We start from the raw sequence: 25912 nt of genomic DNA on the forward strand, positions 1-25912 counted from the left end.
TCCGGTCGCTGGTCAGACATGGTCGGAGAGCCACTGTTCGATCACGGCGCCGGTCGGCCCGCAGTGCTCCTCCATGATCGAGAAGTGGTTTCCGGTGATGTCGACGGTGTCGTGCGGGAACGGCCACGACGACCGCCAATCCGGAGCATCCGTATCCGCGGTGGCGCCGGACGGTGCGCCCGACAGCGGCTCGGTTGCCCGCACCAGCAGCGTCGGTGCCTCGGTGCGGCCCGGCGTCCAGTCGCCGAACAGGCGGAAATACCAGCCCATCGCCGACATCCGCTCGGTGTCGCCCGCCTCGAATTGCCCACCGCGATCGACCATTCCGTCCATCAGGGCGAGACCGAACCGACTCACGAAATCGCCGCCGGGCAGGTAGGTGTCCACCAGGACCACCGCGGCCGGACCGGCGCCTCGCCGCTCCAGTTCCTGGGCCACCGCGTTGGCGAACCACCCACCGGCCGAGGAGCCGAGCAGCACGACCGGATCGTCGCCGGTCTGCGCGAGCACGGTGTCTGCCTGCAACGCCACCGCGGCGGTAACCGTCTCGGGCAGGCTCTGTCCATCGGTGAATCCGGCGAGTGGTAGCCCGGAAACCGTGCGCACACCGCGGAATACCGTCGCGAAGCGGGCGTACTGATGGATGCCCGAGATGGCGACGCAGGACGCGATGCACACCAGGTGCGCCTTGCCCGCCGGGCCGCGCGCCAGCCGCACCAGCTTCGGCGCACCGAGCGCGGTGGCGGGGTCGTCGAAGGTGTGCCGCAATCGGGCGGCGCTGGAGAGCAGTTCGAGTCCGGCTTGCCATTTGCCGGTCTGGAACGCGGTGACGAACAGTGAGCCCAACGTCTCCCCTGTGGTCTGCGCCGCCGCCGTCGGCTCCGCGGGACCGTCGGCGGCGCGCTGCAACTCACCGCGCAGGTGTTTGGCGACCGCCGCGGGCGTCGCGTGGTCGAACACCAAGGTGGCGGGCAGCCGCAATCCGGTCGCCGATCCGAGCCGGTTGCGCAGTTCGACCGCGGTCAGCGAATCGAATCCGGCGTCGACGAACTCGTCGTCGGGTCCCACCTCGTCCGGGCCCGCGTGTCCGAGGACCACCGCGACGTGCGTGCGCACCAGATCCACCAGCAGTGGCTGCTGCTCGGACTCGGTGAGCGCCAGCACGCGCTGCCGGAACGACGGTGCCGCTGTCGCGTTGTCGCCGCGCGTGATTCGCCGGACCGGGCGTAATAGCCCGGTGAGCATCGGGGGCAGTCCGCTCGGGTCCTTGCCCGTCAGATCCAGTTTGATCGGCAACAGGACCGGCTCGTCGAGAGTGAGCGCGGTGTCGAACAGGGCGAGTCCGTGCTCGACGGTCAGCGAGGTGACGCCCGCACGGCGCATTCGTGCCGTGTCGGCGTCGTCGAGATGGCTGGTCATCTCACCGCGCTCGGCCCACGGACCCCAGGCCAGGGCGGTCGCCCTGACATCGCGAGCGCGCAGCCAGTGCGCGAAGCCGTCCAGGAACGCGTTGGCGGTCGCGTAGCTCGCCTGCCCGGCCGCGCCGAGGGTCGCCGCACCGGAGGAGAACAGGACGAACGTGGTGAGCGGTGTATCCCGGGTCAGCTCATAGAGATTGCGGGCCGCGTCCACTTTGGCGCGCAGCACCGGGGCGAACCGCTCCGGCGTCAGGTCCGCCAGCATGCCGTCGTCGATCACGCCCGCGCAGTGGATCACCGCTGTGACCGGATGTTCGGCCAGGACCGTGGCGAGCTGGGCGCGGTCGGCCGCATCGCAGGCCAGCAAGACCGGGCGCGCCCCGAGCTGCGAAAGTTCTTGCTGCAGCACTTCATCGGCGCCCCGGCGACTGATCAGGACCAGGTCGCGCACCCCGTGCGCGACGACGAGGTGCTTGGCGACGAGCTTGCCGAGCAGGCCGGTGCCGCCGGTGATCAGCACGGGGCCATGACCCCATTCGCTCGGTGTTCGGGGCGGCGTGGTCACGGTCGCGAGCCCGGGTGTGTACGCCGCCGCGCCACGTACGGCGAGCTGTGCGGCTTCGACGGCGAACGCCCGTGCGAGTTCGGTGGGTGCGTCGGCGTCGCGGTCCACCAGCAGGAATCGGCCCGGGTGCTCGGCCTGTGCGGCGCGCACCAAGCCCCAGACCGCGGCGCCTTCGAGATCGTCGATGACGTCGCCGGGGCCGGCAACGACCGCGCCGCGCGTCACGAAAGCCATTCTGGCCGTGCCGAATCGGTCGGTCGCCAGCCATTCCTGCATGAGAGCGAGCACGCGTGGGACCAGGTCGGGACCAGTGCAGGCGACCGCGAGGACATCCGGCGCGGGCGAGCCGGAGTCGATCATCGCGGCGAGCGCGGCGAGATCGACATAGGACTCGATGTCGTCCGGGAAGCCGGTCGCGTCGTCGTCGAGCACGGCGAGCCGGGCGACGGCGGCGTCCGGTAGCGGCAAGGACTTCCACTCGACCCGGTAGAGATCCGGCACGAGCGTCGGTCGTTGCGTCGCGTCACCGATCGGGCGCAACACCAGCGATCCGATCGTGGCGACCGGCTGCCCCGCCGCGTCGCCGAGCGCGACGGTGACACCATCGGCGCCCGAGGACATCCGCACCCGCAGCGCCGTCGCGTGCCTGGCATGTACGGTGACGCCGGTCCAGGAGAAGGGCAGCATTCCCGCCGCCATCCCCGGGAACTCGGTCAGCGCGAGAATATGCAGCGACGCGTCGAGCAGGGCCGGGTGCAACACGAAGCGGCGGGCATCCGCGTGCTGGGCGCGCGGCAGGCTTACCTCCGCGTAGACGTCGTCACCGAGGCGCCACGCACGCATCAGCCCCTGGAAGGCCGGACCGTAGGCGAAGCCGCCCTCGGCGAGGCGCTCGGACAGCCCTTCGGTTTCCAGTTCGTGCGCTCCGGCCGGTGGCCAGGCCGGGGGCGCGAAATCGACGTCGTCCGGTTCCGGATGCAGCCGACCGCTCGCATGCCTGGTCCACGGCTGATCGTCGAGTCGTGAGTGCACGGTGACGGGGTGCCCGCCGTCGTCGTCGGGTGCTCCGACCACCACCCGCAGCGCCACCGTGCCGCGCTCGGGCAGGATCAGTGGCGCTTCCAGGGTGAGTTCGTCGGCGCCCGCGCAGCCGACCTGCTCCGCCGCGTACAGCGCCAGTTCGAGGAAGGCGGCGCCGGGGAACAGCACCACGCCGCGCACAGCGTGATCGGCCAGCCATGGTGCGGTGGCGAGTGATATCCGGCCGCTGAGGACCAGCCCGTCGGAGTCGGGCAGGGTCACCGCCGCGGCGAGCAACGGGTGGTCCGCGGATTCCAGCCCCGCGGCGGCGAGATCACGGCGCGGTGGCGTGTCGAGCCAGTAGCGTTCGTATTGGAAGGCGTACGTGGGCAATTCGGTTCGGCGGGCGCCAGAAAACACTGCTGCCCAGTCGATTCGGACGCCATCGACGTGGAGCTGGGCCACGGCCGCGGTGACCGACTCAGGCTCCGGGCGTCCTCGGCGCAGCATGGGGATCGCGGTGCCGTTTGTCACCAGACCGGACAACACTGGACCTGGACCAGCTTCTACGAACCGGGAAACACCCTGCTCCACAAGGAAAGTCAAACCCGCACCGAAACGCACCGGTTCGCGAACCTGACGCACCCAATACTTCGGCGACGTCAGATCCGCATCGACCGAACCCGTCAGGTTCGACACAACCGGCATCGTCGGATCGGAATAGGAGACACCGGCGAGCACCTGCTCGAATTCAGCCAGCATCGGCTCCATCCGCACCGAATGAAACGCGTGCGAAACCGCCAGACGCTTGACCCGAGAACCGGATTCAGCCATCCGCGCGGCGAACGCAAGCACCGCCACCTCATCACCGGACACCACCACCGACCGCGGACCGTTCACCGCCGCGATCTCCACACCAACGACCGATGAAGCCGCCACCTCAGCCTCAGACGCCTCGACCGCCACCATCGCCCCGCCACCGGCGAGACCCTGCATCAACCGACCACGCGCGGTAACGACCCGCACCGCATCGGCCAGTGACCACACCCCCGCCACATGCGCCGCAGCCAACTCCCCCACCGAATGTCCGATCAGATAGTCGGCTCGCACACCCCATGACTCGAGCAGTCTGAACAGAGCCACCTCGATCGCGAACAAACCCACCTGCGCGAATTCCGTTCGCCCCAGGACAGATTCGTCGTCACCCCACAGCACCTCACGCAAAGGCATATCCGCCTGCGCCAGTACCGCATCGAAAGCGGCCGCGAACACGGGGAACTGCGGGTACAGCTCCCGCCCCATCCCCAACCGCTGCGCACCCTGCCCTGGGAACAGGATCGCAGTCTTGCCACCGGACCGTGCTACTCCCCTGAATACGCCGACGGCTTCCTCGTCGTCGCTCAGTGCCCGCAGGCCGGCGAGCAGACCGGTTCTTGTGCCACCGAGCACCGCGGCGCGATGTTCGAACGCGGAACGTGTTGTGGCCAGAGCTAATCCGATATCGGCACTGTCTACGCTCTCGCGCTTCTCCACGAACGACAGCAACCGGGTGGCTTGGCCGCGCAGCGCCGCCGGAGTGCGCGCGGACAACACCCACGCCACCGCCGCCGAGTCGACCGGACCGACCGGCTCGAGCGCTTCTCCCGGTTCCGCTTCGACCACGATCAGATGCGCGTTCGTCCCGCTCACCCCGAAGGCCGAGATCGCGCCGCGGCGAACCCCTTCGGTGGACCATTCCGCGTTGTCGGTGAGCAATTCGACTGCGCCGGTGGACCAATCCACCTTGGTGGAGGAGATCTCCGAATGCAGCGTCCTTGGCAGCACTCGATTGCGCAACGCCATGACCATCTTGATCAGACCGGCAATGCCCGCAGCCGCCTGGGTATGACCGATGTTCGACTTCACCGTGCCCAACCGCACCGGACGATCCGCCGGGCGGTCCTGACCATAGGTCGCCAGGATCGCCTGCGCCTCGATCGGGTCACCCAGTGTTGTTCCGGTGCCGTGCGCTTCGACCAGGTCCACCGCGGTCGTCGCGAGCCCGGCCGCGGCCAGCGCCTGTCGGATCACCCGCTGCTGCGACGGACCGTTCGGCGCGGTCAGACCGTTGGACGCGCCGTCCTGATTCACCGCCGAACCCGCGAGCACCGCGAGCACCTCATGACCATTGCGTCGTGCGTCGGACAACCGCTCGAGCACGACGATGCCCGCGCCCTCACCGAACCCGGTGCCGTCGGCGGCGTCGCTGAACGCCTTGCACCGGCCGTCGGCCGCGAGGCCGCCCTGCCTGGCGAATTCGGTGAACAGACCAGGCGTCGCCATCACCGTGACGCCGCCCGCCAAGGCGAGCGTGCATTCACCGCTGCGCAGCGCCTGCGCCGCCAAGTGAACCGCGACCAACGACGAGGAGCACGCTGTGTCCACTGTCAGGGCGGGACCTTCCAGCCCGAGGGTGTAGGCGAGCCGTCCCGAGAGCACGCTCGCGGAGTTGCCGGTACCGAGGTGGGCTTCGATGTCGGCAGGCGGTTCCGTAATCCGCGCGGCGTAGTCCTGTGCCATCACACCGGCGAAGACACCGGTTCGGGATCCCTTGAGCGAGAGCGGATCTATCCCGGCGCGCTCAACTGCCTCCCAGGCGATCTCCAGCCACAGCCGCTGCTGCGGATCCATCGCCAGCGCCTCGCGCGGCGAGATCCGGAAGAAGCCCGGATCGAAGTCGGCGGCCCCGGTCAGGAAACCGCCGCAACGGGCATAAGTCGTCGCCTCGTCCAGATCCCAGCCGCGATCGTCCGGGAAGTCGGCGACCGCGTCCTCGCCCGCGACGATCAAGGTCCACAGCTGCTCCGGCGTGCGCACCCCGCCGGGGTACCGGCAGGCGAGCGCGACGATCGCGATGGGCTCGTCGACCGGCCCCGCCGTCACCGCCACGGTCGCGGCCGGGGTGGTCTCGTCGAGCAAGGTGCCCAGGTGGCGGGCGGCTTCGGCGGGTGTCGGGTAGTCGAAGGCCAGGCTCACCGGCAGGCGCGCGCCCACAGCGGCGGACAGCCGGTTGCGCAGTTCGACTCCGGTGAGCGAGTCGAGACCGAATTCACGGAACGGGCGGTCGAGATCGACCGCGCTCGCGTCGGTGAAGCCGAGCACGGTCGCGGTATGCGCGGCGACCAGGTCACGCAGCGCCGTGACGCGCTCGGCGCCGCGGGATCTGATCAGCCGGTCCCGGACGCTATCGCCGAGTGGCGTGGTGCGGCGGGTGGTCGGGGGCACGAGAGCGCGGAGCAGCGGCGCGACCTCGGGCAGTTTCCGCAATGCGGTGATGTCGATCGGTGTCGCGACCAGGTCGATATCGCCGAGGTCGAGCGCGATATCGAGCAGTGCGAGACCGTGTTCGGTGGCCAGTTCGGCCAGACCGCCGCGCGCCATCCGGCGCAGATCCGCGTCGCTCATCCGCGCGGTCAGCTCGCTGCGCTCGGCCCACAGGCCCCAGGCGATCGACTGGGCGGGCAGCCCCCGCGCTCGCCGGTATCCGGCCAGCGCGTCGAGCGCGGAGTTGGCCGCGGCGTAGTTGGCCTGTCCCGCGCTGCCGAAAGTGCCCGCGCCCGAGGAGTACAGCACGAACGCCGCCAGATCCAGCTCCGCCGTCAGCTCGTGCAGATGCCACGCGGCGTCCACCTTCGGCCGTAGCACCGTCGCGATCCGCTCGGGTGTGAGTGCGGCGAGCATGCCGTCGTCCAAGACGCCCGCGGTATGGAAGACGGCGGTCAGTGGCCGTTCGGCCGCGATGGCGCCGAGCAGCTCCGCCACGGCGCCCCGATCAGCGACATCGCATGCGGCGATGGATACTTCGGCGCCGAGGGCACTCAACTCGTCCCGCAATTCCACCGCGCCCGCCGCGGTCGGACCACGCCGACCGGCGAGCACCAGATGACGAACACCGTGCCTGCGCACCAGCCAACGTGCGAGCACCACCCCGAGGCGCCCGGTTCCGCCGGTGATGAGCACCGTGCCGTCGGGGTCGATCCGGCCGGTTACGCCGACCCCACCTTTCCCGCCGCCCCGCTCGGTCGGACCGACCCGCTCGGTCGGACCGAGCAACTCCGCTCGATCGTTCGGACCCACTCCGGACAGACCTGCGCCGCCACGGGCGGCCCGCTGTTGCTGAAGCAGTTCATTCGGACTGACCCGGTCGACGGGAGGTTCGGCGGTGAGCCGGGCCAAGCGCGGTGTCGATGCCATTCCGCGGCGGAGCAGGAGTTCGGGCTCGCCGGTGGCGATGGCGTGAGGCAGCGCGGCGGTGGATTCGGCGCAATCGTCGGTGTCGATCAGGATCAGACGGTCGGGGTGTTCGGCGCGGGCCGACCGGACCAGCCCCCACACCGCGGCACCCGCGAAATTCGATGCTTCGGGGCCCATTGCCGCGTACGTGGTGATCACGAGAGGGGTTTCGTCGGTGGCGAGGTGCGTTTGGATCGCGGCAAGTGTGTCGACCACGGCGTCATGCACCGCACTCGGGTCGGTCCCGCCTGCCGCGGCGTACACGGCGAAGGCCGGGGCCGCATCCCTCGGCAGCGCGTGGGGTTGCCAGTCGACGGTGAACAGCGAGTTGTGGTGCTCCGGTGCGGCCGAGCGCATCGGCCGCACGCGCAGCGCCGCGACGGTGGCGACCGGGCGACCGTCCGGGTCGGCCAGGTCGAGCGCCAACGTCTCGTCCGCGGTGGAGCGCAGTCGGACGCGGACAGCGCGAGCCCCGGTCGCGTGCACGGTGACGCCGGTCCACGAGAACGGCAGCGAACCCGCTGCGACACCGGGGAATTCACCGAAAGCCGTGGCGTGCAGGCAGGCGTCGAGCAGGGCGGGGTGCAGGCCGAAGCGGTCGGGTTCGACCGGAAGTCGGACCTCGGCGAACACCTCGGCGCCGCGGCGCCAGCCGCTCACGAGCCCCTGGAACACCGGACCGTAGTCGATGCCGGCGTCGGCGAGTCGGTCGTAGAGGTCACCCACCTCGTACGGTTCGGCGGCGGCGGGCGGCCACTGTGTCGCCCAGTCGAACGAATCCGCCGGTCGCGGTTCGGCCAGGATGCCTTTGGCGTGGGTGGTCCACGGCTCGTCCCAGGCGGTTTCGGTATCCGGCGTCGACGAGATGACGACCGTGCGCGCGCCGGTCTCGTCGGCGGCACCGACCGCCACCTGGAGCAACACGGCCCCGTGCTCGGCCAGCCGCAGCGGCGTGTGCAGGGTCAGCTCGACCAGTCCGGCGCAACCGACCTGCTCGCCCGCGTAGGTGGCGAGTTCGACGAAGCCGGTGCCGGGGAACAGGATCGTCCCGGCCACCGCGTGCTCGGCCAGCCACGGCTGGGTCGGCACGGACAGCTTCGCGGTGCACAGCAATCCCTCGGTGTCCGCCAGCGTGACGCAGGCCGACAGCAGTGGATGGTCCGCCGGGCGCACACCGGCCGCGGTCAGGTCACCGGGCCCCGTGGACGCCTCGAGCCAGAACCTGCGCCGCTGGAACGGATACGTCGGCAGATCGACATGGACCGAGTGTCGACCGGGAAACACCGCGTCCCAGTCCGGGGTCGCGCCGTGCGCCACCGCCTCGGCCAGGGCGAGCATGATCCGGCGAACGCCACCCTCTTCGCGACGCAGGGTGCCGACCGTGCCCACCGAAAGGCCCATCTCCTCAGCGGTTTCCAGCACCGCGGTCGAGAGCAGCGGATGCGGGTTCACCTCGATGAAGAGGTCGTGCTCCGCGCCGAGCAGGGCGCGGGTGGCATGGCCGAACTCGACGGGTTCGCGCATATTGCGGTACCAGTACTCGGTGTCCATGGTCGTCGTGTCGAGCAGGTCACCGGTGACGGTCGAGTACAGCGGAATTCGAGCGGCGCGCGGCGTGACCGGTGCGAGATCGGTGAGCAGTCGAGTGCGCAGCACATCGACCTGAGGTGAGTGCCCCGCGGTGTCGACACCGGGGATACGTCGGGCCTTGATTCCCTCCTCGATCAGCTCGGCGGCGAGTGCGTCCAGCGCCGCCGGGTCGCCGGAGACCACGACCGACACCGGCGAGTTCACCGCGGCGACGGACAGGGTGTCGGGCAGGCGGGGCGCGATCACGGATGCCGCGGCGGTCACCGCGAGCATGCCGCCCTTGCCGCGCAGCTCCCACCACGCCTGACTGCGCAGCGCGACCACCCTGGCCGCGTCCTCGAGCGACAGCGCGCCGCACACGTAGGCGGCGGCGATCTCACCCTGGGAGTGACCGATCACCGCGGCGGGCGTCACGCCGTAGGAGCGCCACAACGCGGCGAGCGACACCATCACGGTGAACAGGGTCGCCTGCACCACGTCCACGCGCGCCAGATCCGGTGCACCCGGTGTGCCGCGCAGAACGTCGAGCACCGACCAGGTGGTGAACGGCCGCAGCGCCGCATCGCAAGCCGCGACCTCGTCGGCGAAAACAGGTGCTTCCGTGAGCAATTCGCGGCCCATGTCGATCCACTGCGAGCCCTGACCGGGAAAGACGAACACGACCTTGCCCGTCCCGGTGGCATGCGCTCGCGCCGCCGCGCCGGTGGGTTCGTCGGCGGCGACCGCGGCGAGTTCGGCGGCGAATTCCGCGGGCGACCCACCGACCACGACGGCGCGATGGGCGAAGGCGGCTCGGGTCGTGGCAAGCGCGTATCCCACGCTCGCCGGATCGGTCTCGTCATCGACCGCGGCCAGCAGCGAGCGCGCCGCCGCTCGCAGATCGGCCTCGGTGCGGCCGGTGAGCAGCCACGGCAGCGGCCCCGGAACCGGTTGCGGCGCCACTGTTTCCAGAGCCGGTGCTTGTTCGAGCAGCACGTGCGCGTTCGTACCACTGATGCCGAACGAGGACACCGCCGCCCGACGCGGGCGGTCTTCCTGCGGCCAGGGGCGGGCCTGCACCAGCGGCGCGACCGCGCCCGAGGACCAGTCCACCTGGGTGGACGGTGTGTCGATGTGCAGGCTCTTGGGCATGAGTCCGTGCCGGATCGCCTGGACCATCTTCAGCACGCCGCCGACACCTGCCGCGGCCTGGGTGTGCCCGATATTCGATTTCAGCGACCCCAGCCACAGCGGCCGATCGGCGGGCCTGCCCTGGCCATAGGTGGCCAGCAGCGCCCCGGCCTCGATCGGATCACCCAGCGTGGTTCCGGTACCGTGCGCCTCGACCAGGTCGATATCGGCCGCCGTCAGCCCGGCACTGTCGAGCGCCCGCCGGATCACCCGCTGCTGCGCGGGCCCGTTGGGCGCGGTCAGACCACTGCTCGCGCCGTCCTGGTTGATGGCCGAACCCCGGATGACCGCGAGCACGGGGTGACCGAGTCGCTGCGCGTCCGAGAGCCGCTCCAGCAGCAGCACCGCCACGCCCTCACCCCAGCCGGTGCCGTCCGCCTCGGCCGAGAAGGCCTTGCATCTGCCGTCCGCGGCGAGTGCGCCCTGACTGGTCAGCTCGATGAAGGCCTCGGGGGAGGTCATCAGCGTCGCGCCGCCCGCCAGCGCGAACGAACTCTCCCCCTGGCGCAGCGACTGGCAGGCCAGATGCAGTGCGACCAGGGACGACGAGCACGCGGTGTCGACGGTGACCGCGGGCCCCTCCAAGCCGAAGGTGTAGGCGATACGACCCGAGGCGATACTGCCCGCGCTCCCGTTGCCGAGATAGGCGGCGAGTTCCTCGGGCACCTGCGCCACCCGGCCGGAGTAGTCCTGATACATGATGCCCAGAAACGTGCCGGTTCGGCTGCCGCGCAGAGAGATCGGATCGATCCCAGCACGTTCGAACGCCTCCCAGCACACCTCGAGCAGCAAGCGCTGCTGCGGGTCCATGGCGAGTGCCTCGCGCGGCGAGATACCGAAGAACTCGGGGTCGAAATCGGCGATGTCGCTGACGAATCCGCCCTCGCCCGCCCGCAACCGGGTGCGATCCCACCCGCGATCGGGCGGAAACGGCGAGATGCCGTCCACGCCGTCGGCAACGAGCTGCCACAGCTGCTCCGGTGATGCGACACCGCCCGGATACCGGCAGCTCATGGCGGTGATCGCGATGGGCTCGCGCGCCTTGGCCTCGGACTCCTGCAACCGCTGGCGGGTGCGGTGCAGATCCGCGGTCACCCGCTTCAGATAGTCGCGGAGTTTGGTCTCGGTCACTGTGCTGTCGGACTGCGCCACGGCGCCACCTCCGGTAGAAGCCCTCGTCGTGGCGTAGTCAGACCACGCCGAGGTCGTTGTCGATGAAGTCGAAGATCTCGGCGTCGTCGGCCGTGTCGATTCGTTCGGGCACGCCGGATGACGGCCCGTCCAATTGGGCGAGCAGGTTCCGCAGGCGGGTCGCGAGCACGGCGCGGTCGCGCTCCCCCAGCTCGCCCGCAAGCAGCGCCGCCTCCCAGTCCGCCACCCCGGATATCTCGGCCGGTGCGTCGAAGGCGAACTGCTCGCGCAGGTACCCGGCCATCGCCACCGGTGTCGGGTAGTCGAAGAGCAGGGTCGCTGGCAATCGCAATCCGGTGGCGGCAGCCAGGCCGTTGCGCAGTTCCACCGCGGTGAGCGAGTCGAAACCGAGGTCGAGCAGACCACGGTCCGGCTCGATCCGGCTGAGGTCGCCGTGGCCGAGCACCAGACCGGCCTGTCTGCGCACCACGCCGAGCAGCACCCGGGTCTGTTCGGCCTCGTCGCGTCCGGCGAGGTCGCGGCGCAGCGTGTCCACGGCGTCCGCGCCGCCGCTTGCTGCCTGTCCGCGAACCCGGTTCGACCCGATCAGATCGCGCAGCAGCACGGGCGCACGATCCGGATGCCGACGCAGTGCGGCCAGGTCCAGGCGGGTCGGGACGAGGACGGGTTCGTCCGAGCCGGTCGCCGCGTCGAACATGGCCAGTCCTTCGGCGGCCGAGAACGCCACGATGCCCGCGCGGCCGATCCGTCGCAGATCGGCGTCGTCGAGCTTGCCGGTCATCCCGCTGCGCTCGGCCCACAGCCCCCAGGCCAGCGACTGCCCCGCCAGCCCCCGATCCCGCCGGTACTGGGCGAAGGCGTCGAGGAAGGCGTTGGCCGCGGCGTAATTCGCTTGGCCCATACCGCCGAACGTCCCGGCCAGCGACGAGTACAGCACGAATGCGCTCAGGTTCAGCTCACGGGTGTGCTGGTGCAGATGCAGCACCGCGTCGAGTTTCGGGCGCAGAACCTGATCGAGGCGGTCCTCGGTGAGTTCCTCCACCACGCCGTCGGCCAGCACGCCCGCGGTGTGCACCACGGCGGTGAGCGGATGCTCGGTGGGGATGTCGGCGATCAGGGCAGCCACCGCGGCACTGTCGGTGATATCGCATGCGACGAACCGGGCGTCCACCCCGAGGTCGGTGAGGTCGGCGACCAGTTCGGCGGCGCCGGGGGCGGAAAGCCCACGGCGACCGACCAATACGAGATGGCGGACCCCGTGCGTCCGAGCGAGATGGCGAGCGACCCGACTACCGAGGGTTCCGGTGGCACCGGTGACGAGCACCGTCCCGTCCGGATCCCAGCCGCCGGTGCGCTCGGTCGCCGGCACACGCACGAGCCGGGCGACCAGCGCGTCGCCACGGCGCACCGCGACGTGCGGTTCGTCGGCCACCGCGGCGGCGCGCACCGCCACGGCCGACTGCTCCCGATCATCGACATCGACCAGGACGAATCGACCGGGGTTCTCGGTCTGCGCACCCCGGACCAGCCCCCAGACCGCGGCATTGGCCAGGTCGGGCGCCGCCTCGTCGGACAGCGCTACGCCGTTGTTGGTGACGAATACCAGGGTGGCCGCGGCGAATCGCGGGTCGGTGAGCCAGATCCTGACCAGTTCGAGCGCGCGGTGCAGCGCCGAGCGCACCGCCGCGGGCGCTTCGTCCAGGCTCGGGCGACCGGCCGGGAAGTACACCTGAACGATCTCGGGCGCTCGATCGGCCGGATCGAGGGCGGCGTAGTCCGGTATCTCGGCAGCGGCCGGTTCGGCGAAATCGGCAGCGCGCCAATCGAGTCGGTACAGCGAGTCGCCGGAACCGGCCGCGATCGCGGCCGGACGCAGCGAGAGCGCGGCGATGGCGCCGACCGGATGGCCGGTCTGGTCGGCGAGGTCGACCCGGGCCGTGTTCGCGCCGTCGGTGGTCAGCCGGACGCGCAGCGCCGACATGCCGGACAGGTTCAGCGTGTAGCCCTGCCAGGCGAACGGCATGCCCAACTGCTCGAGAGGCGCGAACCCGATGATCTGGCAGGCCGCGTCGAGCAGCGCCGGGTGCAGGCCGAACCGGCGAGCGTCGGCCTGGAGCGCGACGGGCAGCGCGACTTCGGCGTAGACCGCGTCCTCCGTGCGCCATACCGCGCGCAGACCCTGGAACGCTGGCCCGTAGGCGAATCCGGTGTCGTCCAAGTCGTAGATATCGGAGAGATCCATCGACTGCGCCCCTGTCGGCGGCCAGTCGGTCAGCTCCACGAGTCCCGTGCGGTCGCCTCTGTCGGCCAGGGTGCCGAGCGCATGGCAGGTCCATTCGTCGCTGTGCTCGGGCCGACTGTGCACGGCGACCGAGCGGACCCCGGTCTCGGTGGCCTCGCCGACGGTGACGTGCAGCACCACCGCATCGCGCTCCGGCAGCGGCAGCGGGGCCTGCATGGTCAGTTCATCGACGAGATCGCAGCCCACCTGCGCACCCGCGGCCGCGGCCAGTTCGAGCAGTGCGGCGCCGGGGAACAGCGGCGCCGCGGCGAACCGGTGATCGACGAGCCACGGATGGGTGCGCAGCGAAATCCGGCTGGTCAGAACGCAACCGCCGGTACCGGGCATCGACAGCGACGCGCCGAGCAGGGGGTGCTCGGTGGTGCGCAGGCCCACGGCGGCGGCATTCGACACCTCGGGTGCGTCCAGCCAGTAACGCTGGTGCTGGAATGCGTAGGTGGGCAGGTCGACGCGGCGCGCGCCGGTGAAGACCGCGGACCAGTCGACCGCGCCACCGTCCACGTGCAGTTGGCCGAGCGCCGTCAGTACCGCGTCGACCTCGGGGCGATCCGCGCGCAGCGTGGGTATCGCCTTGCCGGTATCGACCAATCCGGACAGCGCAGCGCCGGGTCCCACCTCCACGAATCGGGAAACCCCCTGTTCCACCAGGAAACTCAAACCCGCACCGAAACGCACCGAATCGCGAACCTGACGCACCCAATACTTCGGCGATGTCAGATCCGCGTCGACCGAACCCGTCAGGTTCGACACCACGGGCATCGTCGGGTCGGAATAGGAGACACCGGTCAGCACCTGCTCGAACTCGGCCAGCATCGGTTCCATCCGCCGTGAATGGAACGCATGCGACACCGCCAAACGCTTTACCCGAGAACCCGATTCAGCCATCCGCGCCGCGAACGCGACCACCGCGTCCTCATCACCGGACACCACCATCGACCGCGGCCCGTTCACCGCCGCTATCTCCACACCTGCGGGCAGAGCAGCGACCACTTCGGTTTCGGATGCCTCGATCGCCACCATCGCTCCACCACCGGCGAGACCCTGCATCAACCGACCACGCGCGGTGACGACCCGCACCGCATCAGCCAACGACCACACACCCGCCACATGAGCAGCGGCCAACTCCCCCACCGAATGCCCGATCAGGAAATCAGCCCGCACACCCCAGGACTCCAACAACCTGAACAACGCCACCTCGACCGCGAACAAACCCACCTGCGCGAATTCCGTTCGCTCCAGGACAGATTCGTCCTCACCCCACAACACCCCACGCAAAGGCATATCCGCCTGCGCGAGTACCGCATCGAACGCCGCCGCGAACACCGGGAACTGCGCGTACAACTCCCGACCCATCCCTAACCGCTGCGCACCCTGCCCGGGAAACAACACCGCCGTCTTACCGTTCATCCGAGCTGCGCCCGACAACGGCGTCTGCCCCGCCGCCAGCTCCGCGAGCCCGTTGCGCAAGGTCGCGACGTCACCGCCGACCAGCACCGCGCGATGCTCGAACGCCGAACGACCGGTGGCGAGCGAGAAGCCCACGTCGGTGATGTCCAGTGCCGTCGACTCGTCCACGAAGGCCAGCAGGCGCGCGGCCTGTGCGCGTAGCGCCGCTGGGTCGCGGGCCGAGAGCGTCCACGGCACCGGCGACAACCGCGCACCGGATTCGGTGACCGCACCGGGCTCCGCCTCCGCGACGATGACGTGCGCGTTCGTGCCGCTCACGCCGAACGAGGAGATACCGGCCCGGCGCGGGCCCGCGGCCGCCCAGGAGACGTTGTCGGTGAGCAGTGCGAGGGTTCCGGCGGTCCAGTCCACGTCCGGCGAGGGAGTGTCAGCGTGCAATGTCCTGGGCAGCAATTGGTTTCGGATCGCCATGACCGACTTGATCACTCCGGCGATACCCGCCGCCGCCTGCGTATGACCGATATTCGACTTCACCGTGCCCAACCGCACCGGACGATCCGCCGGGCGGTCCTGACCATAGGTCGCCAGGATCGCCTGCGCCTCGATCGGGTCACCCAGTGTTGTTCCGGTGCCGTGCGCCTCGACCAGATCCACCTGCGCGGCAGTCAGATTCGCATTGGCCAGGGCCTGCCGGATCACCCGCTGCTGCGACGGACCGTTCGGCGCGGTCAAACCATTGGAGGCACCATCCTGATTCACCGCCGAACCCGCCACCACCGCGAGCACCTCATGGCCATTGCGCCGTGCGTCGGACAACCGCTCCAGCAGCACGAGGCCGACGCCCTCGCCCCAGCCCGCGCCGTCCGCGCCCGCACCGAACGCCTTGCACCGGCCGTCCTCGGCGAGCAGTCGCTGTCTGCTGAACTCGACGAAGGTGTCCATGGTTGACATCACCACCACGCCACCCGCGAGCGCGAGCGAACTCTCCCCGTTGCGCAGCGACTGCGCGGCGAGGTGCAGCGCGACCAGCGACGACGAGCACGCGGTGTCCACCGTGACCGCGGGTCCCTCGAAACCGAACGTGTACGACACCCGGCCGGATGCGACGCTGCCCGCGCTTCCGTTGATCAGGTAGCCCTCGTACTCACCGGGCGCGCCGCGCAACCGCGCGCCGTAGTCGGTGTAGCTCGCGCCGACGAAGACGCCGGTAGCGCTGCCGCGCAGCGGCATCGGATCGATACCGGCCCGCTCGAACGCCTCCCAGGCGGTTTCCAGCAGGAGCCGCTGCTGCGGATCGATGGTCAGCGCCTCGCGCGGCGAGATGCCGAAGAACGCCGGGTCGAAGTCGGCGGCCTCGTACAGAAAGGAGCCGCCGGTCGTGTAGTAGGTGCCCGGTCGGTCCGGGTCGGGGTCGAAGCGGCCGTCGATGTCCCAGTTGCGATCGGACGGGAACGGTCCCACCGCGTCGACCCCGGCGGCGACCAGATCCCACAGTTGCTCCGGGCTGCCGACTCCGCCGGGGAATCGGCAGGCCATCGCGACGATCGCGATCGGATCGTCGGACACGTCGACGTGTCCGACGACGGTGTGCCCGACGCTCGGGCCGTCGCCGAATTCGGTGAGCAGTTGCTCGGTCAGTTCCGCTGCGGTCGGGTAGTCGAATACGAGCGTGACCGGCAGTCGTAGGCCGGTCGCGGTGACCAGCTGGTTCCGCAGGTTCACCGCGGTGAGTGAGTCGAAGCCCAGATCGCGGAACGGGCGGCGGAAGTCGATGGCGTCCGCGTCGTCGTAGCCGAGGGCGTCGGCGACCGCAGTGCGGACCAGGGCGGTCACCGCGCGGGCCCTGGCTGTGGCATCGAGCGCGGCGAGCTGTCCGGTGGGTGAATCCTGCTGCACCGCAACCTGTTCGGCTTTCAGGTAGGGCAGAGCATCCGGGAGGTCGCGCAAGACGATGCCGGGGCGCACGGCGGTGACGGTGCGCACCAGTCGATCCCACGCGATGTTCGCCACCGCCGAACACGTCTCGCCGAGATCGAGCGCCCGTTGCAGCGCGGCGATCGCGAGGTCGGGGCGCATGGCCGGCACGCCGTCGGCGGCCAGTTCGGCCGCGAGTTCGGCAGTGACGCCGCCGTCGCCGCCCCACACCGCCCAGGCCACCGCGGTGGCGGGCAGGCCGCGATCGGCCCGGTAGCGGGCGAGCGCGTCCAGGTACGCGTTGGCCGCGGCGTAAGTGCCCTGGCCGGGCGAGCCGAGCACCCCACCGAAGGAGGAGAACAGCACGAACGCCGACAGATCGAGCCCGGCGGTGAGTTCGTGCAGGTGCCGGGCGCCGTCGACCTTGGACCGCACCACGCCGTCGGCGCGCTCGGGGGTCACTGCCTCGAGCACGCTGTCGTCGACCACACCGGCGGCGTGGAATACCGCGGTCAATCCGGGCAGTGCCGCGAGCAACCGCTCGAGTGCGGCCCGGTCGGCCACGTCACACGCCTCGACGGTGACCCGCGCGCCCTGTTCGGCCAGTTCCGCGCACAGCTCCGCCACGCCAGGGGTTCGCGGTCCGCGGCGCCCGGTCAGCACGACGTGCTCGGCGCCGCCCGCCACCAGCCAGCGGGCCAGATGCGCACCGAGACCACCGGTTCCGCCGGTCACCAGCACGGTTCCGCTCGGCCGCCACGGCTGCTCTGGTGTCGGCTGCGGCGTCGGCCGGACCAGGCGCCGACCGAAGATTCCGGCGGGCCGCAGCGCCACCTCGTCCTCACCGTCCAATCCGGCGAGCACCGCGACGAGTTGGTCGACGCTGCGCGGGTCCGGCGTCTCGGGCAGATCGACCAGCCCGCCCCAGCGGTGCGGATACTCCAGCGCGGCGATCCGCCCGAGCCCCCATGCCTGGGCCTGCAGCGGCCGGCGCAGCGGGTCGGCCCCGCCGACACTGACCGCCCCCGAGGTGACTGTCCACAGCGGCGCCTCCACCCGGCGGGCGCCGAGCGCGCGCAGCAACGACAGCGTGGCGACGACGCCGACCGGGAAGGCGGATCGGTCCGAGTACGGTGTGTCGTCCGTGGCGAGCAGCGACAGCACGCCCGCGATCGGCGCGGGCGCCGCGGCCAGCGCCTGCTCCAGTCGCGCTGCCAGTGGTTCGGGGTCCACCTGCGCCCGGCCGATCGAGACGGTGACGATCTCGGTGTGCCCGGCCAGCGCGGCGCCGATGCCGTGCGGGTCCTGCCCGTCCGGCAGCACCACCAGCCAGACGCCCGTGAGCGCACCGCGCCGACCGGGGGGCAGATGCCGCCAACTGATGCGGTAGCGCCAATCATCTTGGGGGGCAATCGCTGTGACGGGTGCGCGATGGTCGAGCCAGAGGTGCTCGCGCTGGAACGGATAGGTGGGCAGGTCCGTCGCGGTCGCCGGGCGACCGCCGAATACCGCGGCCCAATCCAGTGAACCCCCATGGGCATACAGCTCCGCCGCCGCACCCATGAACCGACGCAGACCGCCGACGTCCCTGGTGAGCGTGCCCATCGACACCGCCACCGCACCGGCGGACTCGAAGGTCTCGAACAGCGGGATGCGCAGCAGCGGATGCGGGCTGACCTCGATGAACTTGTCGGCACCCGCGGCGAGCAGGGCGCGGGTGGCGCTCTCGAATTCCACCGGGTCGCGCATGTTGCGGTACCAGTACCCGGCATCCATCGTGGTGGTGTCCAGCAGCTCACCGGTCACCGTGGAGTAGAACGGAATTCGCGCCGCCTGTGGGCGCACCGGGGCGAGATCGCGCAGCAGCTGCGCGCGGAGAACATCGACCTGCGGTGAATGACCGGCGGTGTCGACCCCGGGTACCCGCCGCGAGTGGATGCCCTCCGCGGTCAGTTCGGCGGCGAGTTCATCGAGCGCGAGCGGGTCACCGGACACCGCGACGGTGGACGGCGAGTTGACCGCGGCGAGCGCGAGCAGCGCATCCCAGCGTTCGAGACGCACGCGCACCTGATCGGCGGGCAGGCCGACCGAGAGCATCCCACCCTTGCCGCGCAACTCCCACCACGCGCGGCTGCGCAGCGCGACCACCCGCGCGGCATCGGCCAGCGACAGCGCACCGCACACGTAGGCGGCGGCGATCTCACCCTGCGAATGACCGACCACCCCACTCGGCCGCACGCCCACCGACTCCCACAGCGCGGCAAGGGAAACCATCACGGTGAACAGCACCGGCTGCACTACGTCGACCCGCGACAGCTCGGGCGCGCCCGGTGCGCCGGACAGCACATCGAGCACCGACCACTCGGTGAATTCCCGCAGCGCCGCATCGCAGGCCCGAGCCTGTTCGGCGAAGACCGGTGCGGTGTCGAGCAGTTCCCTGGCCATCAGCGGCCATTGCGAACCCTGCCCGGGGAACACGAAGGCGACCCGGCCGCCACCGCCGACCCGGCCGCTCACGGTATCGGCTGTAGTGCCCGCCGCCAACGCGGTCAACCCGGCGACGAAATCCGCACGGGATGCGCCGATCACCGCCGCCCGATGCTCGAAACCGGTCCTGGTGACAGCGAGCGCGTGTCCCACACCGGCCGGATCGAGTTCCGGGTTGTCGGTCACGTAGCCGAGCAGCCGCTCCGCCTGCGCGCGCAGTGCCGTCACGTTCCGGGCGGACAGTACCCACGGCACCGGTCCGGTCGAGTGCGGCGCGGGCTCCGGATTCTTTACGGGCGGCGCCTGTTCCAGGATGGCGTGCGCGTTCGTACCACTGACGCCGAACGAGGACACCGCCGCGCGCCGCGGTCGTTCGGCGTCCGGCCACGGGCGCGCTTGCCGCAGCAGTTCCACCCGCCCCGATGACCAGTCGACGTGTTCGGAGGGTTCGTCCGCATGCAATGTCCTGGGCAACACGTTGTTTCGCAACGCCTGCACCATCTTGATGACGCCTCCGACCCCGGCCGCGGTCTGGGAATGGCCGATATTGGATTTCAGCGAGCCGAGCCACAGCGGCTCCGAACGCTCCTGGCCGTAGGTGGCCAGCAGCGCCTCGGCCTCGATCGGATCGCCGAGCGCGGTGCCCGTGCCGTGCGCTTCGACCACGTCGACATCGGCGGCGCTCAACCGGGCGTTGGCCAGCGCCTGCCGGATCACCCGCTGCTGAGCCGGGCCGCTCGGCGCGCTCAGCCCGTTCGACGCGCCGTCTTGGTTGACCGCCGTGCCGCGAACGAGCGCGAGCACTCGATGGCCGTTGCGGCGCGCGACCGACAGTCGTTCCAGCAGCAGGAGTCCCACGCCCTCGGCAGGCCCCATACCGTCCGCCTCGGCGCCGAAAGCCTTGCAGCGGCCGTCCGGCGCGAGCGCACCCTGCCGACTGAATCCGACCAGCGACATCGGCGAACCGATCACCGTGACGCCACCGGCGAGAGCGAGCGTGCACTCGCCCGAGCGCAGCGCCTGGCAGGCCAGATGCAGCGCGACGAGCGAGGACGAGCACGCGGTGTCCACGGTGACCGCCGGACCTTCCAGACCGAGCGCGTAAGCGATCCTGCCGGAGATGACACTGGTCGAGATGCCGGTGACCAGGTGACCCTGCACATGCTCGGGAGCGTCCTCGATACTCGGCCCGTAGCCCTGGTACGCCGCGCCCGCGTACACGCCGACCTGCTGGCCGCGCATCGAGAGCGGGTCGATCGCGGCGCGCTCGAACGCCTCCCACGCGGTTTCCAGCAGCAGGCGCTGCTGCGGGTCCATGGCGAGCGCCTCGCGCGGCGAGATGCCGAAGAAGGCGGGATCGAATTCGGCTGCGCCGGTGAGGAATCCGCCCTGCTTGGTGCTGAGTTTGCCGTGCTTGCCCGGATCGGGGTCGTAGAGTCCGTCGACGTCCCAGCCCCGGTCCGCCGGGATGTCGGCCACCGCGTCGACCTCGGACTCGACCAGGCGCCACAGATCCTCGGGCGATTCGACACCGCCGGGGAACCGGCAGCTCATCGACACGATCGCGATCGGCTCCTGCGCGGCGGCGGTCAACTGCCGGGTCACGGTGCGCAGACGCTCGTTCTCCCGCAGCGAGGAACGCAGGGCGTCGACGATCTTGTCGCCGGATACATCCATGGGTGACTCCAACATTCAGGGACCGAAGTGGTCAGGACTCGCTCGGGAATTCGCTGCTGTCGTTGGCCATCCGGACCAGATCGGCCACGTCGAGCTCGCCGATGTGGTCGATGGTGGGCGCGGGCGCGAACTGGTCCGGTTCGGCGGACGCGAGTAGGAGCAGGGTGTCGAGCAGACCGGCCTCGTGCAGGCGCTGCGGCGACAGACCGTCGAGCATGGCCCGGAACCGGGCCTGCTCCGGGTCTACCTCGGCCGCGCTGTCCGGGAACAGTTTCGCCGCCAGGTGCTCGGCCACGGACAAGACCGTGGGATGGTCGAAGACCAGCGTGACCGACAACCGCAATCCGGTCGCCGCCGCCAGCCGGTTACGGATGTCGACCGCCGCGAGGGAGTCGAAACCGAGTTCGCGCAGCGCCCTGGTGGCATCGACCGCCTCGGCCGTCGCGTGCCCGAGCGCGGCCGCCGCCTGCGCCCGAACGAGGTCGAGCAGGGCTGCCTGCCGGTCGGCCTGGGTCAGGTCGGCCAGGCGCTGACGCAGCGATGCCGATTCCTCGGTGTCGGTGCCGACCGGTGTGGCGTCCGCCGCGAGCAGTCGGCGCACCTCGGGGATCTCGTCGAAGAACGCGCACGGGCGTACCGAGGTGAAGATCGGCAGGAAGTTGTCCCAGTTGACATCCGCGACCGCGACGAACGTCTCGTCGTGGTCGAGCACCTGCTGTAGCGCCCGGATCGCGACCGTCGGGTCCATGAACGGGACGCCGCGGGCGCGCAACTGGTCCTCGGCGATGTTCACCGCCATGCCGCCGGTGCCGTCCTCCGGACTCCAGATGCCCCAGGCGATCGAGGTGGCGGCCAGACCCCGGCCCCGGCGATGCTCGGCGAGCCCGTCCAGATAGTTGTTGGCGGCCGCGTAGGCGCCGTGGTCGGCGCTGCCCCAGATACCGGCGATCGAGGAGAACAGGACGAACGCGTCGAGCCGGTCGGTGTCGAAAATGGCCGAAAGATTAGCCGCGCCTGCCATTTTCACGTAGACGGTGTCGGTGAAGTCGGGCAATTCGCTGGCCGCGAGCGGGACGAGCGAACCCGCGCCCGCGATATGCATGACGGTGCGGATCGGCTCGTCGGCACTCTCCACCGACCGGACCAGCTCTTCGACGGCGTCGCGGTCGGCGAGATCGCACGCCGCGATGGTCACTCGGACGCCGAGCGCTTCCAGATCAGCGCGTAGTTCGGTGGCTCCGGCCGCGTTCGGCCCGCGCCTGCTGGTCAGCACCAGGTGTTCGGCGCCGTTGTCGGCCAGCCAGCGCGCGATCCGGCCGCCGATACCGCCGGTGCCGCCCGCGATCAGCACCGTGCCGCGAGGGCGCCACGGGGGCGGGCTCGTCGCGAGCGCCGCGCGTTCCAGTCTGCGTACGAACACCCCCGACGGGCGAACGGCCAACTGATCCTCGTCGCCGATGCCGGCGAGCACTGCGCACAGCCGCGGCATCGTCCTGGCGTCCACGGTCTGCGGCAGGTCGACCAGTCCGCCCCAGCGCTCGGAGTGTTCGAGTGCCGCGACCCGGCCGAGTCCCCAGATGGCGGTCTGCACCGGATCGGTGAGCACGTCGCCGCCGCCGATCGTGACCGCGCCACGGGTGGCCACCCACAGCCGGGCGCGCGCGCCCAGATCGCCCAGCGCCTGCACCAGGGCCGTGGTCAGGGCGAGTCCGACGATCAGGCCCGGATATTCCGGGTGCACGCGGTCGTCGAGTGCGGCCAGCGAGAGCACACCGGCCGAATCGATCGCTGCGGCCAGCTCGGCGGCCATGGCCGAACGGTGTACGTGCGCCGCGTCCACCTCGACCACGGTGAGGGGGACGCCCAGTTCCCGCAGACCGGTGAGCACCGCGACGACCTCGGGCGCCGCGGCGCGCACCGCGGGCACGACGACCAGCCAGGTGCCGCCCGGCAACGCGGCGTCCGGCTCCGCGACACTGCGCCAGCCGACTCGGTATCGCCACGCGTCGACGGTCGACTGTTCGGTGCGGCCCGCACGCCAGGCCGCGAGCTTGGGCAGCACGGCATCGAGATCGACGTGATCGGTCAGCCCGATGGTCGCGGCGAAGGCCTGACTGTCACCGCTGGCGACCACGTCCCAGAAGTCCGCTTCGCCCGCGTCGGTGTGGGCCGCGGCGACGGGGGTCGCCGGATCGTCGGCCAGCCAATAGCTCTGCCGCTGAAAGGGATACGTCGGCAGGTCGGCGCGCTGTGGCGCGAAGGAGTCGAACGCCAGATCCCACCGCACCGGCGCGCCACGCAGATACAGTTCGCCGAGCGCACGATAGAACTGGCCCAGACCACCGTCATCGCGGCGCAGCGAGCCGGTGACCAGCGCCCCGTCCAGTTCAGCCGCGTCGAGCGTCTCCTGCACCGCGGGGGTGAGCACGGCGTGCGGGCTCACCTCGATGAACACTTCGAAGCCCGCCTCGGCCAGTGTCGCGATCGCGGGTTCGAGCTGGACCGTCCCGCGCAGGTTCCGATACCAGTAGTCGCCGTCGAGCGGTCCGGTCGACCAGGCGCCGTCCACCGTGGACATGATCGGGATGTCGGCGGGCAAGTGCTCGAGATCGGTGAGACTGTCGAGCACCCGCCTTCTGATCTGCTCTACCTGCGCCGAATGCGAGGCGTAGTCCACCGGAATCGCGCGGGCGCGCACCTCGTCGCGTTCACATTCGGCGATCAGTTCGGCAAGCGCCTCGGGCGTTCCGGACACCACGACCGAGTTCGGCCCGTTCACCGCGGCGAGCGAGAGGCGCTCACCCCAGCGGGCGATGCGGTCGAGCACGCGGTGGGCGGGCTCGGACACCGAAACCATTCCGCCGCCACCAGCCAGCTCGACAATGGCCTTGCTACGCAACGCGACCACCTTCGCCGCGTCCGCCAGGGAGAGCGCACCGGCCACACACGCGGCCGCGATCTCGCCCTGACTGTGCCCGACAACCGCGTCGGGCCGCACGCCGAACGAGCGCCACAGCGCCGCGAGCGAGACCAGAACGGCGAAGAGCGCGGGCTGCACCACATCCACCCGAGCCAGCGCCTCCTCGTCACCGAGCACATCGAACAGCGACCAATCGGTATACGGTGCGAGCGCTTTCGCGCACAGCGCCATCTGCTCGGCGAACAGCGGCGAGGTCGCGAGCAGTTCCACCGCCATCCCCGGCCACTGCGAACCCTGACCCGGAAAGACGAACGCGACCTTCCCGAGCTGCCCTTCCCCGCCCGGACGCCGCGGCGGCGCACTCGCCACCTCGGCCAGCCCAGCGAGCAGTTCCGCCGTTGTCGAGCCGACCACCACGGCACGATGTTCCAGCGCCGACCGCGTGGCGTACAGCGAGTAGCCGACATCAACCGGATCGAGCTGCTCGGCGTACACCGCGGCAGCCAGCCGGTTCGCCGCGGCGCGCAGCGCTTGGGGTCCGCGTGCGGACAGCACCCACGGAATCGCTGTGGTGCCCGGGTATGCCGAATTGTCAGAGGTCGCATCGAGCGGCGGTGCGGGCGCCTGTTCGAGGATGACGTGAGCGTTGGTGCCGCTCATGCCGAAGGCCGAGACGCCGGCGCGGCGGGGGCGGCCGGTGTCGGGCCAGGTTGTGGTGTCGGCGAGGAGTTCGACCGCGCCGGTCGACCAGTCCACCTTGGTGGTCGGCCGGTCGGCGTGCAGTGATCTCGGCAGTACGCCGTGCTGGATGGCCTGCACCATCTTGATCACCCCTGCCACTCCGGCCGACGCCGCGCTGTGGCCGAAGTTCGATTTCAGGGAGCCGAGCAGCAGCGGTTGGTCGGCCGGGCGGCCCTGGCCGTAGGTGGCCAGCAGCGCGTTGGCCTCGATCGGGTCGCCGAGTTCGGTGCCGGTGCCGTGCGCCTCGACCGCGTCCACGTGCTGTGCGGGCAGCCTGGCGTCGGCGAGGGCGTCCTCGATGACCCGGCGCTGCGCGGAGCCGTTCGGCGCGGTGAGCCCGTTCGACGCGCCGTCCTGGTTGATCGCGGCGCCCCGAACCACCGCGAGAACCCGGTGTCCCGCGCGCTGGGCGTCGGAGAGTCGTTGCAGCAGCAGCACTCCGACACCTTCGGCCCAGCCGGTGCCGTCGGCGGTGTCAGCGAAAGGTTTGCACCTACTGTCCGGGGCGAGTGCGCGCTGCCTGCTGAATTCGATGAAACCCTGCGGCGTCGACATGACGGTCGATCCGCCGGCCAGTGCGAGCCCGGCTTCCCCGCGGCGCAGCGAGTCAACGGCCAGGTGCAGGGCGACCAGCGAGGACGAGCACGCGGTGTCGACCGAGACCGCCGGACCTTCGAAACCGAAGGTGTACGCGACCCGACCGGACAGGATGGACGCCGCCCGGCCGGTGGCCAGGTGCCCCTCCAGCCCCTCCGGCGTCGCGGCGAGCCCGCTCGCGTAGTCCTGGCCGCTGGTACCGACGAACACTCCGGTTCGACTGCCGATGAGAGCCTTCGGGTCGAGGCCCGCACGTTCGAAGACCTCCCACACCGTCTCGAGCAGCAGCCGCTGCTGTGGGTCCATCGCGAGCGCCTCGCGCGGCGAGATACCGAAGAAGGCGGCGTCGAATTGGTCGGCGTCATGCAGGAATCCACCCGCCTGGACATAGGTGGCGCCCTGGTGGTCGGGATCAGGGTGATACAGACCGGCCAGATCCCAGCCGCGATTGGTGGGAAACGGCGTCACCGCGTCGCGCCCGTCCAGCACCAGATCCCACAGTTCCTCCGGTGTCCGTACGCCGCCGGGGAACCGGCAGCTCATGCCGATCACCGCGATCGGCTCGTGCGTCCGGTCCTCCACGTCCTGCAGACGGTTTCGGGCCGTGCGCAGGTCGTTGGTGACGCGTTTGAGGTAGCTCCGCAGCTTGTCTTCGTTGTCCATCGAACTCAGCTCCTCTA

The 25912-nt window shown here is 70.5% G+C and carries 3 protein-coding genes; all 3 read right to left on the reverse strand.

Translation table 11 applies throughout. The features are described 5' to 3' along the window. Positions 1 to 12: 12 nt before the first annotated feature. The 3 genes from ACLJPD_RS17620 to ACLJPD_RS17630 are packed head-to-tail and all read right to left on the reverse strand — an operon-like array spanning position 13 to position 25895. Entirely contained in the window at positions 13 to 11166 is an 11154-nt protein-coding gene (locus ACLJPD_RS17620; RefSeq protein ID WP_410873438.1) for an SDR family NAD(P)-dependent oxidoreductase, read from the reverse strand. A 58-nt stretch (positions 11167 to 11224) separates the two neighbouring features. Next, positions 11225 to 20974, reverse strand: coding sequence for an SDR family NAD(P)-dependent oxidoreductase (locus ACLJPD_RS17625; RefSeq protein ID WP_410873278.1), 9750 nt, complete (start codon positions 20972 to 20974; stop codon positions 11225 to 11227). A 31-nt stretch (positions 20975 to 21005) separates the two neighbouring features. Beyond that, positions 21006 to 25895, reverse strand: a complete 4890-nt coding sequence (locus tag ACLJPD_RS17630; RefSeq protein WP_410873279.1) for a type I polyketide synthase — start codon at positions 25893 to 25895, stop codon at positions 21006 to 21008. Positions 25896 to 25912: the final 17 nt, after the last annotated feature.

Source organism: Nocardia sp. A7 (genome assembly GCF_046549215.1).
Classification (GTDB): domain Bacteria; phylum Actinomycetota; class Actinomycetes; order Mycobacteriales; family Mycobacteriaceae; genus Nocardia.

Coding starts and splice junctions, on each gene's coding strand:
- ACLJPD_RS17630 (WP_410873279.1), bottom strand. CDS start 25,895: ATGGACAACGAAGACAAGCTGCGGAGCTACCTCAAACGCGTCACCAAC.
- ACLJPD_RS17625 (WP_410873278.1), bottom strand. CDS start 20,974: ATGGATGTATCCGGCGACAAGATCGTCGACGCCCTGCGTTCCTCGCTG.